This window comes from Nocardioides ultimimeridianus (assembly GCF_054777895.1).
In genome coordinates this window covers 25600-46234 of record NZ_BAAHAB010000020.1, presented here as the reverse complement: position 1 = coordinate 46234, position 20635 = coordinate 25600, and the positions used below count along the sequence as shown (strand labels likewise).

Below are 20635 nucleotides of genomic sequence, written 5' to 3'. Positions count from 1 at the left end.
GGCGCGACACCCGAAAAAGAAATTCTGGAGCGCCTGTAACAATCGGTCGGGGCCGTGACAGGTATGCATGAGTACGTCCCCTGGCCGGGCCCGACCCCACATCGGGCCCGGCCGCTCACTCGAGGAAGTTCGATGGCCCCCAGCTCCCGGCACCCAGCGTTGCGGATCGACATCCCGACGCTCGAGCCCGGTGACGTGATGCTGGAGCGACTGGTCGCCGCGAGCGCCGGTTCGGTGCCCTCACCTGGGACGCCTTGGCTGGTCGGGCTGCGCACGGCCGTCGTCGCGGTCGTGGTCGCCCTCCTCGGGGTGACCAGCTGGGCCGCAGGCGCGCTCGCCGGGGCCGACACCCCGTTCGGCCACCGCGAGATCCATCACGCCGCGATGGTCCCGACCACCCCGACCGGAGTCGCCGGATCCCCACAATCCGGCGACTCCCCGTCCGGTAGCCCCGCGCCGACGGGGCTGCCGGACGCGGCCAGCCACTCCGCGAAGAGCCACGCAGCACGGGGCACGAGCACCGCGCACCGGCATCGCCAGCACGCCGCGGGCCACGCGCAGCCGACCACGGGCAACGGTCCCGGACCGGTCACCGCAGGCGCCTGGCCGGGCCTGGGCATCGGCCACCACTACGGCTGGGGCAAGAGCCGCGGCCGGCACCACAGCAGCGGCCCGGCGTCTCAGCGGAACCACTGATCTTCCTCACCCCCGGCGTTAGACTCCCCCTGCCAGATCCACCCACGGACTCGGGGACAAGGAGCGGATCACGCTAGGTGCACGTCGACGACGCGATCGTCGCCGCCGCGAAGGACGGTGACCCCGATGCTTGGCGTGAGCTCTATCGAGCCCACGCCGGTCGGTTGGTGGTGTGGCTGGAGTCCCGCAACACCGGGGTGGGCGACTCCGCCGACGACATCGCCGCGGCGGCGTGGCTCGTGGCCGCCGAGAAGGTGGCCGACTTCACCGGCACCAGCGACGACTTCGCCGGTTGGCTGTTCGGCATCGCCCGCAACTTCGGCCTGAACTCGCGTCGCCGGGCGGCCCGGCGCGCGGAGTCCGACGCGGCCCGCCCGGTCGACGACGGACGGGTCGCCGGTCCGGAGGGCCACCACGCCGAGAGCGACTGGGTCCGGCGTACGCTCGCCGGCCTCCCCGACCGGGAGCGCGACGTGCTGACCTGCATGGAGGTCCTCGAGCTCGACGCGGCCGCCACGGCGGAGGCGCTCGGCATCAGCGCCGTCGCCGTACGGGTGGCGCGGCACCGCGGCCTGAAGAAGCTGCGCGGGCAACTGGAACCGCGACCGGGGGGTCAGCCCGGGGCGACGAACGTCTCCAGCACCTCGCGGTAGCCCGGCGGCGGGTCCACCGACCGGTTCGCCACCGGGTCGAACACGACGAGCACCACCCGGGCGGCGGCGTGGTCGACACCGTCGTCGTCCCGGATCACCGACTCGACCGTCAGGGACCTGCGGCCGAGCCGGGCCAGCCGGGTGTAGCAGTCGTACGCCGAAGTGCGGCCGGCCAGCGGTCGCAGGTGGTCGATGTCGGTCTGGGCCACGACCCAGCGGAGCGTCCCCCGCTCCAGCCCGGCGCGCCGCAGCCGGTCGAAGAAGCCGATCCGCGCCTCCTGGAAGAACTCCACCAGCGAGACATCGCTCGCGTGACCGGTGCTGTCGAGGTCGCCCGCCCGGACCACGAGCGGGTAGTGGCTCTCCTCGTCCGCACGCACCCGGACCGGCTCGGGCGTGGGGCGTGGCTCGGCAGGATCGACGTACGGCTCCAGCGCCGCGCGCTGGGCGGCGGTGGGTCCCCCGCTCGTGGCCCACGCGACCTCGGTCCGCGCGCGCAGGTGCACGACCGGCTCGGGCCCGGGGCCGAGGAGCACGTGCCGGAGCGTCGCACCGGCCTCGTCGAGCTCGGCGAGCGAGCTCTCGACGACGATCGGCTCCCGGCCGAACATCAGCGGCGCGACGAAGGTCAGCTCGTGGCGGCGTACCGGAAGACCGGCGAGGCCCACGTCGATGCCGGCGGTGCGCAGCAGGTCGTCGCGCCCCGCGCGCAGGTAGTCGGCGTACCGCACGTTGTTGACGTGTCCGAGCAGGTCGAGGTCGGCCCAGCGCAGCGGGCAGGAGGTCCGGTGGCGCACGGGCTCATGCTCGCAGACCGCCTGCGCGGCGAGACAACTGGAACGTGTTCCAGTTTTGCGCGCTAGGCTCGGCCGCGTCCGCACCGACAGCCCAGCCCGACCTCCAGGGGAGTCCCGCATGCCCGAAGCAGTCATCGTCTCCGCCGCCCGTACGCCGATCGGCCGGGCCAACAAGGGCTCGCTGAAGGACTTCCGGCCCGATGACCTGACCGCCCTCATCGCGAAGGCCGCGCTGGACACGATCCCCGCGCTGGACCCCAACGACGTCGACGACTTCTACCTCGGCTGCGGCCTCCCCGGCGGCGAGGCCGGCAACAACATGGCACGGATCGTGACCACGCTGATGGGCTACGAGATCCCGGGCGCGACGATCACCCGCTACTGCTCCTCGTCGGTGCAGACCTCGCGGATGGCCTTCCACGCGATCAAGGCGGGCGAGGGCGACGTGTTCATCTCAGCGGGCGTCGAGACCGTGTCGCGCTACCAGTTCGGCACCTCGGACCACATCCCGAACACCAAGAACCCGCTGTTCGCCGACGCCCAGGCGCGCACCGAGGGCTACGCGGCGGGCGGCCGGGACTGGCACGACCCGCGCGAGGACGGGCTGCTGCCGGACGTCTACATCGCGATGGGCCAGACCGCCGAGAACGTCGCGCGGATGCGTGGGCTGAGCCGCGAGGACCTCGACCGGTTCGGAGTCCGCTCGCAGAACCTGGCCGAGAAGGCGATCGCGGACGGCTTCTGGGCGCGCGAGATCACCCCGGTCACGCTCGCCGACGGGACCGTGGTCAGCGCCGACGACGGGCCGCGCGCCGGCGTGATGTATGAGTCGATCTCGCAGCTCAAGCCGGTGTTCCGGCCCGACGGCGTGGTGAACGCCGGCAACTGCTGCCCGCTCAACGACGGCGCCGCGGCGGTCGTGATCATGTCCGACACCAAGGCCGCCGAGCTCGGCCTCACGCCGCTGGCCCGGATCGTCTCGACCGGCGTCAGCGGCCTCTCCCCCGAGATCATGGGCCTCGGCCCGGTCGAGGCCAGCCGGCGCGCGCTGAAGAACGCGGGCATGACGATCGACGACATCGACCTCGCCGAGATCAACGAGGCGTTCGCTGCGCAGGTCCTGCCGTCCGCCGAGGACCTTGGCATCCCGATCGAGAAGCTCAACGTGAACGGCGGCGCGATCGCGGTCGGTCACCCCTTCGGCATGACCGGTGCCCGGCTGCAGAACACGATGATCAACAGCCTGGACTGGCACGACAAGTCGACCGGGCTGATCACCATGTGCGTGGGCGGCGGTCAGGGCATGGCGATGATCCTGGAGCGGCTGAGCTGACGCCGCTCTAGGATCGTGCGGGTGGAGGCCGACGACGACATCGACGACGACATCGACGACGACATCGCCTGCGCGACGGTCCGTGAGCCGCGCTGGCTCGATGTCGAGCAACAGCGTGCCTGGCGCGCCTACATGCTCGGGACGACGCTGCTGCGCGACCGCCTCGACCGTGACCTGCAGAAGGTCTTCGACATGTCGCTGACCGAGTACGAGGTCATGGTCCGGCTCTCGGAGAACGACGGTCGCCTGCGCATGGCCCAGCTCGCCGACTCGCTGGCGCACAGCCGCAGCCGGCTGACCCACACCGTCCGGCGGATGGAGGCCGACGGTCTCGTCGAGCGCTGCACCTTCGCCGAGGACCGCCGGGGCGTGGTCGCGCGCCTCACCGACAAGGGCTGGGAGGCGCTGCGCGCCGCCGCCCCGGTCCACGTCGAGGGCGTACGCCGCTACCTCGTCGACCTCGCCGATCCCGCCGACCTCCGAGCGGTCGAGCGGGTCTTCGGCGCGGTCTCCGATCACCTGATCGCAGACCACCCCGAGCTGGAGATCCGCGAGTAGGGCTCAATCCCGCGTCAACCTACGGTGGGTGACGCGGTGCGGACGGGCGGCGTCGGCGCCGAGCCGCTCGATCTTGTTCTCCTCGTACGAGGCGAAGTTGCCCTCGAACCAGAACCACTTGCCCTCGTCCTCGCCGTCGCCCTCCCAGGCGAGGATGTGGGTGGCGATCCGGTCCAGGAACCAGCGGTCGTGGGAGGTGACCACGGCGCAGCCGGGGAAGTCGAGCAGCGCGTCCTCGAGCGAGGACAGGGTTTCGACGTCCAGGTCGTTGGTGGGCTCGTCGAGGAGCAGCATGTTGCCGCCCTGCTTGAGGGTGAGTGCCAGGTTGAGCCGGTTGCGCTCACCGCCGGAGAGGACGCCGGCCTTCTTCTGCTGGTCGGGGCCCTTGAAGCCGAACGAGGCGACGTAGGCGCGCGAGTTCATCTCGAAGTTGGCGACCTTGATGAAGTCCAGGCCGTCGGAGACGACCTCCCAGACGTTCTTGTTGGGGTCGATGCCGCCACGGCTCTGGTCGACGTAGGAGATCTTGACCGTGGTGCCGACCTTGAGCTCGCCGGCGTCCGGGGTCTCGCCGCCGGTGATCATCCGGAACAGCGTGGTCTTGCCGACGCCGTTGGGGCCGACGACGCCCACGATGCCCGCGCGCGGCAGCGTGAAGGAGATGTCGTTCCACAGGATGCGGTCCTCGAAGCCCTTGGACAGGTCGTGCGCCTCGAGCACGATGTCACCGAGCCGCGGGCCCGGCGGGATGTTGATGTCGGCGCTGTCGATCTTGCGGGCCTTGTCGGCCTCGGCGGCGAGCTCCTCGTAGCGGGCCAGACGCGACTTCGACTTGGTCTGGCGGGCCTTGGCGTTGGAGCGGACCCACTCCAGCTCCTTCTCGAGCATCTTGGCGCGCTTGACGTCCTTCTGACCCTCGATCTTGAGGCGCTCCTTCTTGGTCTCCAGGTAGGTGGAGTAGTTGCCCTCGTAGCCGTGGATCTGGCCGCGGTCGACCTCGGCGATCCACTCGGCGACGTTGTCGAGGAAGTACCGGTCGTGGGTGACGGCCAGGACGGCGCCCTTGTAGCTCTTGAGGTGTCCCTCGAGCCACTGCACCGACTCGGCGTCCAGGTGGTTCGTGGGCTCGTCGAGCAGGAGCAGGTCGGGCTCTTGGAGGAGCAGCTTGCACAGCGCGACGCGGCGGCGCTCACCACCGGACAGGTTGTCGACCAGGGCGTCGGACGGCGGGCAGCGCAGCGCGTCCATCGCCTGCTCGAGCCGGCTGTCGACGTCCCACGCGTTGTGGTTGTCGAGGTAGGTCTGCAGCTCGCCGGTCTCGGCCATGAGCGCGTCCTGGTCGGCGTCCGGGTCGCCCATCTCCATGTAGGCATCCTCGAGGCGCTTCATCTTCGACTTGATGTCGTGGACGGCCTCCTCGACGTTCTCCAGAACGGTCTTGCCCTCGGTCAGCGGCGGCTCCTGCTGCAGCATCCCGACGGTCGCGTCCGGGTCGCGGACGATGTCGCCGTTGTTGGGGTGGTCGAGACCGGCCATCAGCTTGAGCAGGGAGGACTTGCCCATGCCGTTCGGGCCGACGACACCGATCTTCGCCCCGTGCAGGAACGAGAGCGTCACGTTGTCGAGGACGACCTTGTCGCCGTGGGCCTTGCGAACATTGCGCAGGGAAAGGATGTACTCCGCCATGCCGCACAGGCTACGGGTCAGGGCCGCTCCGAACAGAACCGACCCTGACCCCGTCGAGCCCCTCAGGCGACCTTCGGCTCCACGTCGGCGAACGGATCCGGCGCGCAGGTGACCGCGTCCCGCCCGGGGACGGTCGCCGGCTGCTTCGCGGGCGACTTCAAGAAGTTGCCGAAGCCCCGGCACAGGTCGTGCCCGACGGTGAGCGCCTCGATCTCGAGCGCCACCACCTCGACCTTGCTCGCGTTGACGTAGGTGCGGTGCTCGAGCCGTCCGTGGACGATCACCGGGTCGCCCTTGTGCAGTGACCGCCCACAGTTGGCGGCGAGGGCGCGCCAGGCGCTCACGGCGTACCACTGGGTCTGGCCGTCGACCCACTCCTGCCGTCCGCGGTGGAAGCGCCGCGGGGTGACCCCCACCCGGAAGTTGGCGACCTCGTGGCCGCTGACGGTCCGCACGACCGGGTCGTTCGCGACCCAGCCCTGGATCGTCACCATCGTCTCGTTGCTCATCTGACTGTCCTCTCGTCCCGACCGCCGCGTGCGGTCGCTCGGGACGAGTCGACAGGGAGGCTCCGACAGCCGCCGGCGTGGCGGCGGAGGGGCTGTGGACGAGGTCGCTCGTCCACAGGTACGCCGCCGGGAACCGGCCGGCGGTGGGACGGGTGGTGCTCCTGGGGTCCGGTCAGCGGGCTGCGGCGTCGATGCCCGCACGGAACGCCGCGTAGCCGCGGAGCTCGGCGTTGGTCGGCTCCACCACGGCCTCGCCGAGCACCGAGCGGACCACACCGCGCAGCGCGGCGTCGGCGGCCTGCGCGCGCGACCGGGCGACCGCCGCCACGGCGCTGCGGGCGACGAGCCAGAGCACGATGCCGAGAACCAGCGCGCCGACCACGACCAGCGCCGGCACCGGGATGCCGCCGACCGCGGGGACGTCCTTGCCCGTCGCCGCCAGGTAGGTCCACCAGCCGGCACCCGCCAGCACGGCGAGGAAGAGCAGCCACTGGACTACCCGCAGCAGGCCCGCCCAGCCGGGAACGCCCCCGGCGTGCAGATCGACCGAGCGCAGGCCGCTGTCGAGCCGGTCGCCGACCTCGGCCATCCGGCCGGTCGCCGCGGACTGCACCGAGCGCCGCCACGCCGGCCCCAGACCGGCGGTCACCTCGTCGCCGAGCTCGCGGATCGTGGTGTGGACCGACTCGCGCGGCACCGGCGCCACAGCGGGTACGCCGTCGCCGGCACCCAGCTCGCGCGCCAGGTCGCCCTCGGCCGACCGGCCGAGCAGCGCCACGGGCGGCCAGGCGACGGCCCGGCGGGTGCGTCCGGCGACGTACCGCTCGACGCCGTCGACGACGGTGGGGATGCCGGCCGCGTCCGCGGTCGCCTGCTCCAGCCTGGCGACGCGCTCGGCGTCCAGCTCGTGCACGGCACCGGTGCCGCCCTCGCGCTCGAGGCGCTGGGCGGCAGCCGCCACGTCGGCCTCGGCGCGCGCGGTCATGGCCCGCTTGGACGCCACCCGCGAGGCGAGCTCGCTGCGCAGCACGTCCATCCCGAGCCCCTCACGGGCGCTGACCGGGATCACGGAGACATCGGGCAGGCCGTCGGCGGCCAGCAGGCGGCGTACGTCGGCGACCATGCCGGCCCGCTTCTCCTCCGCGATCGTGTCGATGTGGTTGAGCACCACGACCATCACGTCCTGGTGGGTGGCCAGCGGCTTCAGGTAGCGGTCGTGCAGCGCCGCGTCGGCGTACTTCTGCGGGTCCACGACCCAGACCAGCAGGTCGGCGAGCTCGACGAGGCGGTCGACCTCGAGGTGGTGCGCGACCTCGGTGGAGTCATGGTCGGGAAGGTCCATCAGCACGATGCCGTCCAGCGAGCTGTCCTCGCGGCGGGTGTCGAGCAGGGAGTCGCGCATGGTGTGGTGACGCGGCGGGATGCCCAGCCACTCCAGGACCTCGCCGGCCCCCTCGCTGCCCCACACGACCGCGGTCGCCCAGGAGGTCGTCGGGCGACGTACGCCGATCGAGGACAGCTCCAGGCCCACCAGGTTGTTGAACGTGGAGGACTTGCCTGAACCCGTGGCACCCGCGATCGCGACGACGGTGTGCTGCGCCGAGAGCCGCAGTCGCCCCGTCGACCGCTCGGCCGCCGCCAGCGCGTCGTCGAGCGTCGCGTCGTCGATGTGGCCGCGCGCAGCCGCGACGGCCGCCCTCAGACCCTCGATCCGGGCGCCGATCGGCGTCCCACGCGTCGCCCGCTCGCGGACCTCTGCGGCCTCGTCCCCAGCAATGCTCACCCGTGGCCTCCCGTGCCCTTGGCTCGTACGGCTGCGAAGCGGAGGTCGTCGACCCGGCGCGCCGCCTGGCGCAGCTGGTCGGGTGCCTCCGGCTTGAGCTGCCACTCCTCGGCGGGGGCCAGGTAGCGGCCCCGCTCGGTGTCGACCAGCGCCTCGAGCCGCGCGTCCAGCGCCCGGCGCGCGGCCGCGACCATCGACGCCGTCTGCGGTACGCCGAGCACCGTCTCCAGCAGCCGGCGGCCGAGCTGCACCGACTCCGGGGCCTGCGCCCCCGCGCCCTCCGCCAGCACGACGACCGCGAGCGTCACCGACAGGCCGTGGATGCCGAGCGCGAGGAACCGCGCGGTCGAACGTACGTCGGTGCTGCCGTCACGCACCAGGTCCTGCAGCTCGTCGTGCCACTCGCGGACCTGCTGGGTCGTCTGACGGCGCAGGTTGCGTCCGGCACGCGACAGGTCGTCGTCGGTCGCCGCGAGCAGGGCGTCGCCCGGCTCGGTCGTCCGCCACGTGCCCGACGCGGCTGCCGCCGCACGCTCGGCGTGGTCGACCACGAGGGCCTCGATCGCCATCTCGACGGCCACGGCGAGGCGCTCGGCCTGCTGCGGCTTGCCCTTGATCGCGTTGACCAGGCGCTCGCGCACGAAGCCGACCTTGGCCTCGAGGGAGCGGATCAGCTCGCCGCTGCCCACGAACTCCTGCCAGCGCGCGAGCAGGTCGCCGCGCAGCAACGAGCCGTCACGGCTCGCGGCGACCAGGCCGGCCTGCGCATCGTCGTACACCTTGTCGGCGACGGCCAGCAGCTCGCCGACCGCCCCGACCTGGGCGGCGGCCGCGTCGGCGATCGGGAACGCCTTGCGGGTCACGGTGCGTACGGCGCCCGCGACGGTCTGGTTGACGACGGACCGCCGGGCCTCGGCGTCGGCGGCGAGCGCCTCGAGCCACTGCCGGATCTCGCCGACGTGACCCGCCGGCAGCAGGCCGTCCTCGGAGACCTCGCCCTCGGCGACGCCGAACAGCGGCGAGTCCTTCAGGCCGCGCGACGCGAGCATCCGGGCCAGGTGGGCCGAGACGGTCGGGACCGCCTCGGGCGGGGTGCGGTCGAGGACGACGGCGACGGCGGTGGACCGGTCCGCGGCCAGCTTGAGGTAGTCCCACGGGACCTGGTCGGAGTAGCGCGCGGCCGAGGTCACGAACAGCCACAGGTCCGCGGCGGCGAGCAGCTGCCCGGCCAACTCGCGGTTGCGCTCGTCGACGGAGTCGACGTCGGGGGCGTCGAGGATCGCCAGGCCCTGCGGCACGGCGTCGGTCGCGACCAGCTGGATGGCGTACTGGTCGTCGGTCGACTCGGAGGTACGCCGCAGCTCGGGCAGTAGCCGGTCGGCGCCGAACCAGCCGGCATCGGCCGGGTTGTGCACCAGGACCGGCGACTTCGTCGTCGGGCGGAGTACGCCGGGAGCGGTGACCCGGTGACCGACGAGGGTGTTGACCAGCGTCGACTTGCCGGCGCCGGTCGAGCCGCCGACCACGGTCAGCATCGGGGCGTCCAGCGACATCAGCCGCGGGATCACGTAGTCCTCGAGCTGCTCGATCAGCTGGCTGCGGGCCTCGCGCAGCGTCGGGGCGCCCGGGAGGTCCAGCGGCAGCGGTGCGGCCTTGAGCGCCGCGTCGAGGCGGATCACCTCGGTGAGCATCTTGCGGCCGTCGTTGCCGTCGAGCGGGGAGGCTGCGGTCAGGTCGTGAGTCATCGCTGTGGCACCACCTGTCCGGGGAATGCGAACCGGGGTCGGCTCGCCTGGATCCGGCCGAGGAACGCCTGGCCCCGCACCTGCCAGTCGCGCGGCGCGGTGCCGCGCAGGAGACGGTGGTGCAGGAAGCCGAGCTCGACAGCCGCCTGCTGATACTCCCGCATGGCCCGCGCCGCCTCGGGACCGCCCTCGGTCCGGGCGTGCCGGCGGGCGATCCGCCGGGCGCGCAGGTCGACCACCCACCCGATGTCGGTGGCCGGGATCAGGCCGCGGCGGGCCGCGTCGCCGAGGGCCTCCGCGAGCAGCTTGCGCTCCGAGCTGCGGGCCCACAGCGCCAGGCCGGTCATGCCCGCGAAGGCGGGCGCGCCGAGCACGGCGTACATCATCGCGAAGCTGCCGAAGCCGAAGACCGTGGACGCGTTCCACAGCCCGTGGGCGAGGACCGCCAGGCAGTAGCCGCCGATCGGCGCGAGGATCCGGACCGTCCGGTTGCGCGCGGTGACGGCCAGCCCGATCCCGATGCCGGTGAACGCGGTGAAGAGCGGGTGCGCGAACGGGCTGAGCACGCAGCGGACCACGAAGGTGGCGGTGATCCCGCCGACCCCGCCAGGACCCATGCCGTGGGCGCCGTCGTAGGCCGAGGCCAGGTAGAGGATGTTCTCGGTGAACGCGAAGCCCACACCGACCATGCCGGCGTACACGATGCCGTCGAGGACGCCGTCCACCTCGGCCCGCCGCCACCACAGCAGCAGGAACAGGAACAGGCCCTTGCAGGCCTCCTCGGTGATCGGGCCCAGGATCGCGACCTGCGCGTTGGTCGTCAGGCCGGTCACGACGCCGCCGACGCCCTCGATCACCACGGCGACGGCCGTGGCGGCACAGGCGCCCCAGAGCAGACCGAACGCCAGCAGCCGCTTGGGCTCGGGCTCGTAGCGGTCCAGCCAGGCGTACGCCGCCACCAGCGGACCCACCGGCAGGGCCGCCAGGACCGTCGCGACGAAGGTGGTCGTCGGGGCGTCGTTCAGCGCGAGGAGCAGCAGCACACCGCACGCGCCGAGCGCGACGGCCACGGTCACGACGACCGTGAAGGCGACGCTGTCGCGGGGGGCTGCAGGCATGGGCGGAAGCCTATCGGGAGGAATCGGGCCGGCCCGATCTCCGGCGTACAGTGCGAGGTGTGGAGGAGCGGAACGCAGAGACCCTGAAGACCGAAGCTCACGACCAGGCAGTGCCCGAGGCGTACGCCGCCTTCATGCGCACCGGCTGGCGCGACGAGGACGCCGACGTGCCCGAGCACCCGATCGCGCCGTACGCCGCCGATCGCCGCGCCCGGCTGGCCGCGGCCTTCCCCGGTGAGCGCCTGGTGCTTCCGGCCGGGACGTTCAAGCAGCGGTCCGCGGACACCGACTACCGGTTCCGCTCCGACACCGCGCACACCTACTTCTCCGGCAACCAGACGTCCGACGCGACGCTGGTCATCGAGCCGGACGGCTCCCCCACGCTCTACGCGCGCCCGCGTTCGGGCCGTGACAGCGACGAGTTCTTCCGTGATCGCGCGTACGGCGCGCTCTGGGCCGGTCGCCGCCCCTCCCTGATCGAGCTGGAGCGGGCCCTGGGCCTGCCGGTCCGCCACGTCGAGGAGCTCGAGGGCGCGCTCGCGGGCGCCGGCAAGACCCGCGACCTGACCGACGACGACCTCGCACGGGTCGCCTCGGAGATGCGGCTGGTCAAGGACGACTGGGAGCTCGCCGAGCTGCAGCAGGCCGTCGACGCGACCACCCTCGGGTTCGAGGACTGCGCGCGCGAGTGGGATCGCGTGATCGAGCACGGCGAGCGCTGGCTGGAGGGCACCTTCTTCCGCCGGGCACGGCTGATGGGCAACGACCTGGGCTACGACTCGATCGTCGCCGGCGGCTCGCACGCCACGACGCTGCACTGGATCGAGAACTCCGGGCCGATCCGGCCCGGCGAGCTGGTGCTGTGCGACATGGGCGTCGAGGGGCGCAACCTCTACACCGCCGACGTGACCCGGACGATCCCCGTGTCGGGCCGGTTCACCCCGCTGCAGCGTGAGCTCTACTCGCTGGTGCTTGAGGCCCAGGACGCCGCGATCGCCGCACTCCGCCCGGGCGCGGCGTTCCTCGCCGGTCACAACGCCGCCATGGTCGTTCTGGCCCACGGCCTCGAGGGCCTGGGCCTGCTGCCCGTCTCGGCCGAGGAGGCGCTCGACCCCGCGTCGAAGGTCTACTCGCGCTGGACGCTGCACGGGGTCAGCCACATGCTCGGCATGGACGTCCACGACTGCGGCGAGGCCGCCCCGGCGGCGTACCGCGACGGCACGCTGGCCGAGGGCATGGTCCTCACCGTCGAGCCCGGCCTCTACTTCCAGGACGACGACCTCCTCGTCCCCGAGGAGCTGCGCGGCATCGGCATCCGCATCGAGGACGACGTGGTCGTGACCGCCGACGGCGTGCGCAACCTGTCCGCCGCGCTCCCCCGCGACCCCGACGGGGTCGAGGAGTGGCTGGGCTCGCTCAGAGGCTGAGGTCACGCGCGGGAACCGACGACTCCGGTGGGATCATCCGGAATCGCGCGGCTTCGACGACGCCTACCTTCTGGCCGTTGGCCGCGGGAGTGACGCGGAGGGTGACAGATGCCCCGAAGTCGCTCGGGCGGACGTAATAGCACTCGGGAGAACGCGCCGTCCCGATACGCCACCAGATCGAACGGAGCATGCTCCGTGGTCGGGAAGAGAACCACGCAGCCCGTGCCGACCAGATCTGCGTGCGCCTTGGCGACAGCGAGGTCGCCCTTGTCCTTCGTGTGATGCGAGTGCACGAGCCCTCCGAGTGCTCGTCGCCTGGTCCGTCCCACGGACAGCATCGACGAAGCCACCGACAACCCGTGGGGATCATCCACAGGTGCGGTCAAGGCTGCTCCCCGCAGATGGGATACTCGGGCCGTCAAAGCCTCCGTAGCGCAACTGGATAGCGCAAGTAGCTTCTACCTACTGGGTTGCGGGTTCGAGTCCTGCCGGGGGCGCTCAGGAGTCGGCGGCGTACGCGTCGATCTCGGCGGTGATCCGCGCCTTGAGGTCGTCGGGGGCGAACGAGTACCGCACGCCCGCCCGCGCCAGGTCGGCGACGCCGGCGCGGTCGAGGCCGAGCAGGTCGGCGGCGATCTCGTACTCGCGGTTGAGGCTGGTGCCGAACATCGAGGGGTCGTCGGAGTTGATCGTGACCGGTACGCCGGCGGCCACGAACCGCGGCAGCGGGTGCTCGGCGAGGCTCGCCACCGCGCGGGTCGCGACGTTCGAGGACGGGCAGACCTCGAGCGCGATGCCGTGCTCGGCGAGGTGGGCCAGGAGTGCGGGGTCCTGCGCCGAGGAGGTGCCGTGGCCGATCCGCTCCGCACCGAGATCCCGGATCGACGCCCAGACGGTCTCGGGTCCGGTCGTCTCCCCCGCGTGCGGCACCGACCGCAGGCCGGCGGCGCGGGCGCGGTCGAAGTGCGGCTTGAACTGCGGCCGGTCGACGCCGATCTCCGGCCCGCCGAGCCCGAACCCGATCAGTCCCTCGGGCCGGTGGTCGAGCGCGAAGCCGATGGTGGCGTCGGCGGCCGGGAGACCCGACTCCCCCGGGATGTCGTAGATCCATCGGAACACCAGGCCGAAGTCGCGCTCGACCGAGCGCCGAGCGTCCTCGATCGCCTCGGTGTAGGCCTCGATCGGCATGCCCCGGTCGGGATCGTCCGGCAGCACCGAGGTGTACGGCGTGCAGGTGAGCTCGGCGTACCGCACCGACTGGGTCTCGGCGAGCTCACGGCCGATCTCGTAGGTGAGGAAGCGGATGTCGTCCGGCGTACGCACCAGGTCGACGACGGCGAGGTAGACCTCGATGAAGTGGGCGAAGTCGCGGAACTCGAAGAACCGGCGCAGCTCGTCGGGGTCGCTGGGGACCGTGCCGGGGTGGCGCGACGCGAGCTCGCTGACCATCCGCGGCGAGGCGGACCCCACGTGGTGGACGTGCAGCTCGGCCTTGGGCAGGCCGGCGATGAACCCCGTCAGCCCGCTCATGAGACGGCCGCCAGGAGGGCGTCTGCGGAGGTGCCGGAGATGACCTTGCCGTCGACGACGATGGTCGGCGTGCCCTGCAGCCCGGTGGCGAACGCCGCCTTGCTGGCCGCCTCCACCCACGACAGGCCGGCGTTGCCCTCGATCTGGCTCTTCACCGCCGACTCCTTGGCACCCGCCTCGACGGCGTACCGCACGAGGTCGGCGTCGGACAGGTAGGGGCCGGACTCGCTCGGCTGGTGCTGGTAGAGCAGGTTGTGGAACTTCAGCGCCACCGCGCTCCCCGAGGTCTTGAGCACGATCGAGAACGCGCCCGCGGCGCGGATCGAGTAGCTGTCGGTCGTCGACCCGAGGATGTTGAAGGGCCGGTACTCCACCTGCACCTTGCCGTCATCGGCCAGCGTGGCCAGCTGCGCCTCGGAGCCGCGCTCGAGCTCACCGCAGAAGGGGCAGAGGAAGTCCTCGTAGATGATCACCTTGTGGGTCGCGCTGCTCGGCCCCATCACCACGCCGTAGGTGCCCGCCTGGGTCGCGGTTGCGGCCGCGCCGATCTTGCTGTTGTCCTTGTTGTTCTTCACCACCGAGAACAGCACCGCGCCGCCGACGATGAGGATCATCACCAGGGCGACGCCGCCGATGGTCAGGATCCGCCGCCGCGCCTCCCGCTTGGCCTGCTCGGCCCGCATCGCCGCAGCGACGGCGGTGCGGTCGGCGGCCTTCTTGTTGGTCGACGACATGTCAGTCTCCTTCGACGAGGGTCCGGTCGGAACGGTTCGGGAAGAGCAGCGCGTCGAGCGCGAGCGGCGTACGTCGCAGCCACACCAGGAGCAGCGAGGCGAGCAGGAGCGCGATGTCGCGCGCGATCTCCCACGGGTACGCCGACGCGGCGTCCGGATCCGCGCCGCCACCGCCGAAGCAGCCGCAGTCGATGGTCATACCGCGCGCCCACACCGACGCGATCGCCACGATGTAGGCGACGAGCAGCAGGGCGGAGATGACCGCCGCACCGCGCACGAGCACGCCCGCGACCAGGGCCAGCCCGACGACCAGCTCGATCGCGGGAAGGCCCACACCGACCGACTCCGCGACCGAGTACGGCAGCAGGTCGTAGGCCTGGACGGCGTGGATGCTCTCGCTCGGGGTCGCGACCTTGAGGGCGCCGGCGACGAGCCAGACACCGCCCACCACCAGGCGGGCCAGCACGCCCACCCAGGGCAGTCCACGTTCCACGAGACCGGAGGCTATCCGGTACTGCTGAGCCGAGCCTGAGACGACGTACGGCGTAGGGTGCTCAACCGTGAACGAACGACTCGTCTGGATCGACTGCGAGATGACCGGCCTCGACCTCGGAGCGGATGCGCTGATCGAGGTGGCGGCACTGGTCACCGACTTCGACCTGAACGTCCTGGGCGAGGGCGTCGACGTGATCATCAAGCCGCCCGCCGAGTCGCTGGACCAGATGATCGAGTTCGTCCGCAACATGCACGCCAGCTCGGGCCTGCTCGAGGAGCTCGCGAACGGCGTGACCCTCCAGGAGGCCGAGGACCAGGTCATGGCCTACATCCGCGAGCACTGCCCGGCCGACTCCCGGCCGCCGCTGGCCGGCAACACCGTGGCCACCGACCGGGGCTTCCTGGCCCGCGACATGCCGGCTCTGGACGAGTTCCTGCACTACCGGATCGTCGACGTCTCCTCGATCAAGGAGCTGGCCAAGCGTTGGTTCCCGCGCGCCTACTTCGCGGCGCCGGTCAAGCGCGGCAACCATCGCGCACTGGCCGACATCCAGGAGAGCATCGAGGAGCTGCGCTACTACCGCGACACGGTCTTCGTGCCGCTGCCCGGCCCCGACACCGACACCTCCAAGGAGGCCGCGGCCCGTCACGGGGGCTCGATCACCGGCCTGGGGCAGTCCTGATCCGATCCTGGTCGATACCGATTGAACGAACCCGGGCCGATCCGTCTACACTCGTCCCCGGTCAGCGCTCCTCTCGGAGCGATGACCCATGGTGGGCGTAGCTCAGCTGGTAGAGCATCGCGTTGTGGTCGCGAGGGTCGCGGGTTCGAGCCCCGTCGCTCACCCCATGTCCCGCAGCCGGATCCTCGGATCCGGCTGTGGTGCTTTTCGTCTCATCGGGGCGTCGGGGATTCCGCAGATGGCTTAGGTGTCCCTAACCTCAGTTCTCGTGACCTTCGAGAAGACCCTGATCCTCAGCGTGATCGCGGGCGGCACCATCTTCCTGGGCCTGCCCATCGCGCGGCTGCCCAAGCCCGCGCCGGTGCTGCGCAACCTGCTGAACGCCGTCGCGGTCGGCATCCTGGTCTTCCTGGTGTGGGACGTCCTCTCGGCAGCCTGGGAGCCCGCCGACCTCGCTCTGTCCGCCGAGGGCGGCGCCCGGTGGGGCACGGCGATCGGGTACGGCGCCCTGATGTTCGCCGGCATCGCGGTCGGCCTTCTCGGCCTGGTCGGCTACGAGCGCCGGATGCCCGCCGAGCTGGACCCCGCGAAGCTCTCGATGCTCATCGCGATCGGCATCGGCCTGCACAACTTCGCCGAGGGCCTCGCCATCGGCCAGGCAGCCGCCACGGGCGCGATCGCGCTGGCCGTGCTGCTCGTGGTCGGCTTCGGCCTGCACAACGCCACCGAGGGCTTCGGCATCACCGCCCCCCTCACCGGCACCGAGGCGCCGACCTGGGGTCGGCTGCTGCTGCTCGGGGTGATCGGCGGCGGCCCGACCTTCGTCGGCACCCTGGTCGGCTACAAGTTCACCAGCGACCCGCTCGCCGTGGTCTTCCTGTCGCTGGCCGCCGGCTCGATCCTCTACGTGGTGATCCAGCTGATCGGCGTCGCCGCCCGCGCCCGGCGTACCGACCTGCTGGCCGTCGGCATGGTGGTCGGCCTGATGGCCGGCTTCCTCACCGACGCGATCGTGACCGCGGGCGGCGTCTGACTCACGCCGGGATGTGCCCGAAGCGGCCCTTCTGGAAGTCCTCGTAGGCCGCCAGCACCTCGGCCTTGGTGTTCATCACGAACGGGCCGGCCCAGGCGATGGGCTCGTTGATCGGCTTGCCGCCGACGACGATCACGTCGAGCTTCGGGCTCCGGCTCTCCTGGGTCCCGTCGGCCGTGATCGTCAGGTAGTCACCGGCGCCCATCACCGCGGTCTGGCCGGTGTGCAGTGGGCTGGGCTCCGTCGTACCGACCGATCCTGAGCCGTTCAGCACGTAGACCAGCGCGTTGTGCTCGACGTTCCACGGCAGTTCCAGGCGCGCGCCCGGCTCGATGGTGGCGTGCACGAGCGCCATCGGGCTGTACGTCGACCCCGGGCCGGCGTGGCCCGCGACCTCGCCCGCGATGACCCGGACCAGCGCACCGGCGTCGGCGCTGGTGAGCAGCGCGACCTCGCCGGAGCGGATGTCCTGGTAGCGGGGATCGTTCAGCTTGTCGGCCTTGGGCAGGTTCACCCACAGCTGGATGCCGTGGAACAGGCCACCGGCCTGCACCAGCCACTCCGGCGGGGTCTCGATGTGCAGCAGTCCGCTGCCGGCCGTCATCCACTGGGTGTCGCCGTTGGTGATGGAGCCGCCGCCACCGTGGCTGTCCTGGTGGTCGAAGACGCCGTCGATGATGTAGGTGACGGTCTCGAAGCCGCGGTGCGGGTGCCACGGGGTGCCCTTGGGCTCTCCCGGCGCGTACTCCACCTCGCCCATCTGGTCCATCATGATGAAGGGGTCGAGGTGGCGCATGTCGATGCCCGCGAAGGCCCGGCGCACCGGGAAGCCCTCGCCCTCGTAGCCCTGCGGAGCGGTCGTCACGCTCCAGACCGGGCGCGGCTGGTCGCCCAGGCCGGGCTCCTGGATCCGGGGCAGGACGGTCAGGTCGTCGACAGTGATCGCGGGCATCGCACTCATCTCCTGAGGTTGTTGTTGCCATGTCAACTATAACGGTCGCGGTGTTGTTCCCGCTAGGTTCGGGGCATGGATTCCTACGACGTGGTCGTCGTCGGGGCCGGCCACAACGGGCTCACCGCGGCCGCGTACCTGGCTCGGGCCGGGCTCTCGGTGCTGGTCCTGGAACGCCTCGACCACGTGGGCGGGGCCGCCGTGTCGGAGGAGGCGTTCGCCGGCGTACCGACCCGGCTGTCGCGCTACTCCTACCTGGTCTCGCTGCTGCCCGACTCGATCGTGCGCGACCTCGGGCTCGACATCGCGCTGACCAGCCGCGACACGGCGTCGTACACGCCCTACGTCCGCGACGGCGTGGCCGACGGCCTGCTGGTCGAACGGCCGGAGGGCCAGGAGACGCGCGAGAGCTTCCGGCGGCTGACCGGCGGTGACGAGCAGTACGCCGCCTGGCGGGCCTTCTACGCCGACGTGGCCCGGGTGGCGGCGGTCGTCGCCCCGACCCTGACCCAGCCGCTCCCCCGCGAGCGGGAGCTGTCCTCCGTCGTACCGGAGGCGATCTGGGAGCAGCTGGTCCGGCGGCCGCTCGGCGAGACGATCGAGCGCAGGTTCAAGGACGACCTGGTGCGCGGCGTGGTCGCGACCGACGCGCTGATCGGCACCTTCGCCTCGCTGCACGCGCCGTCGCTGGTGCAGAACCGCTGCTTCCTCTACCACCTGATCGGCAACGGGACCGGCGAGTGGCGCGTGCCCGTGGGCGGGATGGGCGCGGTGACCTCGGCCCTGGCGCGCGCCGCCTCGGATGCCGGTGCACGACTCGTGACGGGGGCCGGGGTCAGCGCCATCGCCGACGACGGCACGGTGCGCTGGCACGACGGCACCTCCGAGCAGTCCGCCCGCGGGCGCTTCGTGCTCGCCAACGTCGCGCCGTGGGTGCTGCAGATCCTGCGCGGCGGAGCCGCGGACGCGGAGACCAAGCCCGAGGGCGCGCAGCTGAAGATCAACCTGCTGCTGTCGCGGCTCCCCCAGCTGAGGTCAGGGGTCGATCCCGCAGTGGCGTTCGCCGGGACCCTGCACCTGGCCGAGGGGTACGCCGACCTCGAGGCGGCGTACGCCGATGCGGCGGACGGCCGCCTGCCGACGCGCCTGCCGGGCGAGGTGTACTGCCACTCGCTCACCGACCCCTCGATCCTCGGCGACGTCCCGTCCGGCACCCACACGCTGACCTACTTCGGCCTTCACACGCCGGCCCGGCTCTTCGAGTCCGATCCGGTCGCGGCGAAGAGCGAGGCCGTCGCGCGGGCGATCGCCTCCCTGGACGAGGTGCTCGCCGAGCCGCTGATGTCGTGCGTGGCGCGCGACTCCTCCGGCGAGCCGTGCATCGAGGCGAAGATCCCCCAGGACGTCGAGGCCGAGGTCGCCATGCCCGGCGGCCACATCTTCCACGGCGACCTGGAGTGGCCCTGGGCATCGGCGCGCGCCGCCCTCGACACCCCTGCCGCCCGCTGGGGCGTCGAGACCGACCACCCGGCCGTGCTGCTGTGCGGCTCGGGCGCCCGTCGCGGCGGTGCCGTGTCGGGCCTCGGCGGCCACAACGCCGCCCAGGCCGTCCTGGAGTCGGTCTGATTTGGGCCGTGGCCGGGCGGCGGTGTAATGTTTTCCGAGTCGAAAGACATGCGCCATTAGCTCAATTGGCAGAGCAGCTGACTCTTAATCAGCGGGTTCGCGGTTCGAGTCCGTGATGGCGTACAGATCCTGAGGCCCGGTCGTCAGACCGGGCCTCAGGGCGTTTTCGGGCATGCGAGGATCACCCGCTAAAAGCCGCCCGGCTCGCGGTTGGCGGGTCGGTCTCGCTCGTGACGCTGTGATCATGCGGACGCGGGGTCGAGAGCCTCCATGCTTCGGCCTCAGCGTGGGCGGGTCAGCGGACCGTCGCCACCGCGAGCCCGGCGATATCCTCGGCCCGCAGCCCCGGCCAGCCGTGCAGCATGTCGCGCCAGTCCTCCGGCACCGCCCCCGCACCCCAGCGCGCACCGAGCAGCGAGCCGGCGATGGCGGCCACGGTGTCGGTGTCGTCGCCGATCAGGATCGCGGTCGAGAGCGAGTCGACCAGACCCGAGCCCGGCGTGTGGTGGATGGCCGACCAGGCGGCCTGGAGGGCGGTGACGACGTACCCGTTGGGGCGGAAGGTCGCGGGCTCCTGCGACTCCGCCTCGCGCAGCCGCAGCTCCCAGAAGTCGCGAGCGGCGGCGGGCAACGCGTGCAGGCCCGCCCTCACGTCGGTCTCCCCGGTCAGCACGGCGTGCCGGATCGCCAGGCACCACAGGGCGCAGGCCTCGCCGGCCTGCGGGTCGTGGTGGGTGAGCGCGCTGACGGCCGTCGCCGCCGAGACGAGCGCCTCCGGGTCGTCGAGGTGGGCCAGCGCGACCGGCCCGGTGCGCATCAGGGAGCCGTTGCCGCCGCTGCGGCCGTTCCGCTCGTGCACCGCCCGCGCGGCTGCCGCCAGACCGACACCCGAGGGCGCCGGCCCGCCCGCCTCCAGTACCTGGCTGGTCTGGATGCCGATGTCGGCCGGGCCGCCGTCGTACCAGCGCCGGAAGCCACGCGCGATCGCGTCCAGTGCCGCGGGCTCGCGCAGGTCGGCCCCGGTCGCCGCGACCTCCGCGATCACGACCGCCATCGACGTGTCGTCGGTCCACTCCCCCGGCGCGAACCCGCCCAGCCCGCCGCCGATCATCCGTGGCCCCTCCGGGCCGGGCGTCGCGACCCCGAACTCGTAGCCGGCGCCGAGGGCGTCACCGCACGCGGACCCGAGCACCACCCCGATCGCTCGGTCGACCTGTTCCGCCGTCAGCTCCATCCGGCCATCCCATCACGCCCGACCCCGCCGCCATCACCAGGAT

General features: G+C 71.9%; 20 protein-coding genes and 3 tRNA genes. 11 read left to right on the top strand and 12 right to left on the bottom strand.

Going from position 1 to position 20635, the window contains the following annotated elements:
• Positions 1–132: 132 nt before the first annotated feature.
• Together ACYU8V_RS17180 and ACYU8V_RS17175 are read left to right on the top strand one after the other, a co-directional pair.
• Positions 133–696, top strand: coding sequence for a hypothetical protein (locus ACYU8V_RS17180; RefSeq protein WP_460849080.1), 564 nt, complete (start codon positions 133–135; stop codon positions 694–696).
• 77 nt (positions 697–773) lie between these two features.
• Positions 774–1349 (top strand): RNA polymerase sigma factor, encoded by a 576-nt coding sequence (locus ACYU8V_RS17175; RefSeq protein WP_460849079.1) that lies wholly within the window; start codon positions 774–776, stop codon positions 1347–1349.
• Here the strand turns inward: ACYU8V_RS17175 and ACYU8V_RS17170 are convergent.
• Positions 1310–2146 carry an acyl-CoA thioesterase gene (locus ACYU8V_RS17170; protein ID WP_460849078.1) on the bottom strand — a complete coding sequence of 279 codons (837 nt, stop codon included), beginning with the start codon at positions 2144–2146 and terminating at the stop codon, positions 1310–1312. The genes ACYU8V_RS17175 and ACYU8V_RS17170 overlap by 40 nt on opposite strands.
• Positions 2147–2264: 118 nt before the next feature.
• Here ACYU8V_RS17170 and ACYU8V_RS17165 point away from each other — a divergent pair, with 118 nt between their 5' ends.
• Both ACYU8V_RS17165 and ACYU8V_RS17160 read left to right on the top strand, forming a co-directional pair.
• Entirely contained in the window at positions 2265–3479 is a 1215-nt protein-coding gene (locus ACYU8V_RS17165) for an acetyl-CoA C-acetyltransferase (protein ID WP_460849076.1), read from the top strand.
• 21 nt (positions 3480–3500) lie between these two features.
• Entirely contained in the window at positions 3501–4037 is a 537-nt protein-coding gene (locus ACYU8V_RS17160; RefSeq protein WP_460849074.1) for a MarR family winged helix-turn-helix transcriptional regulator, read from the top strand.
• 3 nt (positions 4038–4040) lie between these two features.
• Here the strand turns inward: ACYU8V_RS17160 and ettA are convergent, their stop codons facing one another.
• The 5 genes from ettA to ACYU8V_RS17135 all read right to left on the bottom strand — a co-directional run bounded on the left by ettA (position 4041) and on the right by ACYU8V_RS17135 (position 10878).
• Positions 4041–5723 (bottom strand): energy-dependent translational throttle protein EttA, encoded by a 1683-nt coding sequence (gene ettA, locus ACYU8V_RS17155; RefSeq protein ID WP_460849072.1) that lies wholly within the window; start codon positions 5721–5723, stop codon positions 4041–4043.
• A 62-nt stretch (positions 5724–5785) separates the two neighbouring features.
• Positions 5786–6232 carry a single-stranded DNA-binding protein gene (locus tag ACYU8V_RS17150; protein WP_460849070.1) on the bottom strand — a complete coding sequence of 149 codons (447 nt, stop codon included), beginning with the start codon at positions 6230–6232 and terminating at the stop codon, positions 5786–5788.
• Between the two features lie 172 nt (positions 6233–6404).
• Complete coding sequence (locus ACYU8V_RS17145) at positions 6405–8015, bottom strand: GTPase (RefSeq protein WP_460849068.1); 1611 nt, start codon at positions 8013–8015, stop codon at positions 6405–6407.
• Positions 8012–9760, bottom strand: coding sequence for a dynamin family protein (locus tag ACYU8V_RS17140; protein ID WP_460849067.1), 1749 nt, complete (start codon positions 9758–9760; stop codon positions 8012–8014). The genes ACYU8V_RS17145 and ACYU8V_RS17140 overlap by 4 nt, the downstream gene beginning before the upstream one ends.
• Positions 9757–10878 carry a PrsW family intramembrane metalloprotease gene (locus tag ACYU8V_RS17135; protein WP_460849065.1) on the bottom strand — a complete coding sequence of 374 codons (1122 nt, stop codon included), beginning with the start codon at positions 10876–10878 and terminating at the stop codon, positions 9757–9759. Before ACYU8V_RS17135 ends, ACYU8V_RS17140 begins: the two co-directional genes overlap by 4 nt.
• 59 nt (positions 10879–10937) lie before the next feature.
• On the opposite strand from ACYU8V_RS17135, the gene ACYU8V_RS17130 reads away from it, so the two are divergent.
• Entirely contained in the window at positions 10938–12305 is a 1368-nt protein-coding gene (locus tag ACYU8V_RS17130) for an aminopeptidase P family protein (protein WP_460849064.1), read from the top strand.
• A 2-nt stretch (positions 12306–12307) separates the two neighbouring features.
• Here the strand turns inward: ACYU8V_RS17130 and ACYU8V_RS17125 are convergent, their stop codons facing one another.
• Positions 12308–12643, bottom strand: coding sequence for a group I intron-associated PD-(D/E)XK endonuclease (locus tag ACYU8V_RS17125; protein ID WP_460849274.1), 336 nt, complete (start codon positions 12641–12643; stop codon positions 12308–12310).
• An 85-nt stretch (positions 12644–12728) separates the two neighbouring features.
• Here ACYU8V_RS17125 and ACYU8V_RS17120 point away from each other — a divergent pair.
• Positions 12729–12802, top strand: a tRNA-Arg gene (locus tag ACYU8V_RS17120).
• Between the two features lies 1 nt (position 12803).
• Here the strand turns inward: ACYU8V_RS17120 and ACYU8V_RS17115 are convergent.
• The 3 genes from ACYU8V_RS17115 to ACYU8V_RS17105 are packed head-to-tail and all read right to left on the bottom strand — an operon-like array spanning position 12804 to position 15062.
• A complete protein-coding gene (locus tag ACYU8V_RS17115) occupies positions 12804–13835 on the bottom strand; it encodes an adenosine deaminase (RefSeq protein WP_460849063.1) in 1032 nt (343 codons plus the stop codon).
• Complete coding sequence (locus ACYU8V_RS17110) at positions 13832–14569, bottom strand: DsbA family protein (protein ID WP_460849062.1); 738 nt, start codon at positions 14567–14569, stop codon at positions 13832–13834. Before ACYU8V_RS17110 ends, ACYU8V_RS17115 begins: the two co-directional genes overlap by 4 nt.
• Position 14570: 1 nt before the next feature.
• Positions 14571–15062 (bottom strand): MauE/DoxX family redox-associated membrane protein, encoded by a 492-nt coding sequence (locus ACYU8V_RS17105; RefSeq protein WP_460849060.1) that lies wholly within the window; start codon positions 15060–15062, stop codon positions 14571–14573.
• A 67-nt stretch (positions 15063–15129) separates the two neighbouring features.
• On the opposite strand from ACYU8V_RS17105, the gene orn reads away from it, so the two are divergent.
• The 3 genes from orn (at position 15130) to ACYU8V_RS17090 (ending at position 16780) form a co-directional block, all read left to right on the top strand.
• A complete protein-coding gene (gene orn / locus ACYU8V_RS17100) occupies positions 15130–15747 on the top strand; it encodes an oligoribonuclease (RefSeq protein ID WP_460849059.1) in 618 nt (205 codons plus the stop codon).
• Between the two features lie 91 nt (positions 15748–15838).
• Positions 15839–15914 (top strand) — tRNA-His (locus ACYU8V_RS17095).
• A 101-nt stretch (positions 15915–16015) separates the two neighbouring features.
• Positions 16016–16780: a ZIP family metal transporter gene (locus ACYU8V_RS17090; protein ID WP_460849056.1), complete on the top strand. Its 765-nt coding sequence runs from the start codon at positions 16016–16018 to the stop codon at positions 16778–16780.
• 1 nt (position 16781) lies between these two features.
• On the opposite strand, the gene ACYU8V_RS17085 is transcribed toward ACYU8V_RS17090, so the two are convergent.
• The gene (locus ACYU8V_RS17085) at positions 16782–17741 is read right to left on the bottom strand and encodes a pirin family protein (protein WP_460849055.1); all 960 of its coding nucleotides are present in this window, start codon (positions 17739–17741) and stop codon (positions 16782–16784) included.
• 66 nt (positions 17742–17807) lie between these two features.
• Here ACYU8V_RS17085 and ACYU8V_RS17080 point away from each other — a divergent pair, with 66 nt between their 5' ends.
• Positions 17808–19358, top strand: a complete 1551-nt coding sequence (locus ACYU8V_RS17080; protein WP_460849053.1) for a phytoene desaturase family protein — start codon at positions 17808–17810, stop codon at positions 19356–19358.
• Between the two features lie 50 nt (positions 19359–19408).
• Positions 19409–19481, top strand: a tRNA-Lys gene (locus ACYU8V_RS17075).
• Between the two features lie 172 nt (positions 19482–19653).
• Here ACYU8V_RS17075 and ACYU8V_RS17070 read toward each other — a convergent pair.
• Positions 19654–20592 carry an ADP-ribosylglycohydrolase family protein gene (locus tag ACYU8V_RS17070; protein ID WP_460849052.1) on the bottom strand — a complete coding sequence of 313 codons (939 nt, stop codon included), beginning with the start codon at positions 20590–20592 and terminating at the stop codon, positions 19654–19656.
• Positions 20593–20635 lie beyond the last annotated feature (43 nt).

What these genes read in the sequence shown, in the direction of transcription:
- ACYU8V_RS17125 (WP_460849274.1), bottom strand. Translation starts at nt 12,643, where the DNA reads ATGCTGTCCGTGGGACGGACCAGGCGACGAGCACTCGGAGGGCTCGTG.
- ACYU8V_RS17140 (WP_460849067.1), bottom strand. Translation starts at nt 9,760, where the DNA reads ATGACTCACGACCTGACCGCAGCCTCCCCGCTCGACGGCAACGACGGC.
- ACYU8V_RS17080 (WP_460849053.1), top strand. Translation starts at nt 17,808, where the DNA reads ATGGATTCCTACGACGTGGTCGTCGTCGGGGCCGGCCACAACGGGCTC.
- ACYU8V_RS17070 (WP_460849052.1), bottom strand. Translation starts at nt 20,592, where the DNA reads ATGGAGCTGACGGCGGAACAGGTCGACCGAGCGATCGGGGTGGTGCTC.
- ACYU8V_RS17165 (WP_460849076.1), top strand. Translation starts at nt 2,265, where the DNA reads ATGCCCGAAGCAGTCATCGTCTCCGCCGCCCGTACGCCGATCGGCCGG.
- ettA (WP_460849072.1), bottom strand. Translation starts at nt 5,723, where the DNA reads ATGGCGGAGTACATCCTTTCCCTGCGCAATGTTCGCAAGGCCCACGGC.
- ACYU8V_RS17110 (WP_460849062.1), bottom strand. Translation starts at nt 14,569, where the DNA reads ATGTCGTCGACCAACAAGAAGGCCGCCGACCGCACCGCCGTCGCTGCG.
- ACYU8V_RS17180 (WP_460849080.1), top strand. Translation starts at nt 133, where the DNA reads ATGGCCCCCAGCTCCCGGCACCCAGCGTTGCGGATCGACATCCCGACG.
- ACYU8V_RS17135 (WP_460849065.1), bottom strand. Translation starts at nt 10,878, where the DNA reads ATGCCTGCAGCCCCCCGCGACAGCGTCGCCTTCACGGTCGTCGTGACC.
- ACYU8V_RS17150 (WP_460849070.1), bottom strand. Translation starts at nt 6,232, where the DNA reads ATGAGCAACGAGACGATGGTGACGATCCAGGGCTGGGTCGCGAACGAC.
- ACYU8V_RS17085 (WP_460849055.1), bottom strand. Translation starts at nt 17,741, where the DNA reads ATGAGTGCGATGCCCGCGATCACTGTCGACGACCTGACCGTCCTGCCC.
- ACYU8V_RS17115 (WP_460849063.1), bottom strand. Translation starts at nt 13,835, where the DNA reads ATGAGCGGGCTGACGGGGTTCATCGCCGGCCTGCCCAAGGCCGAGCTG.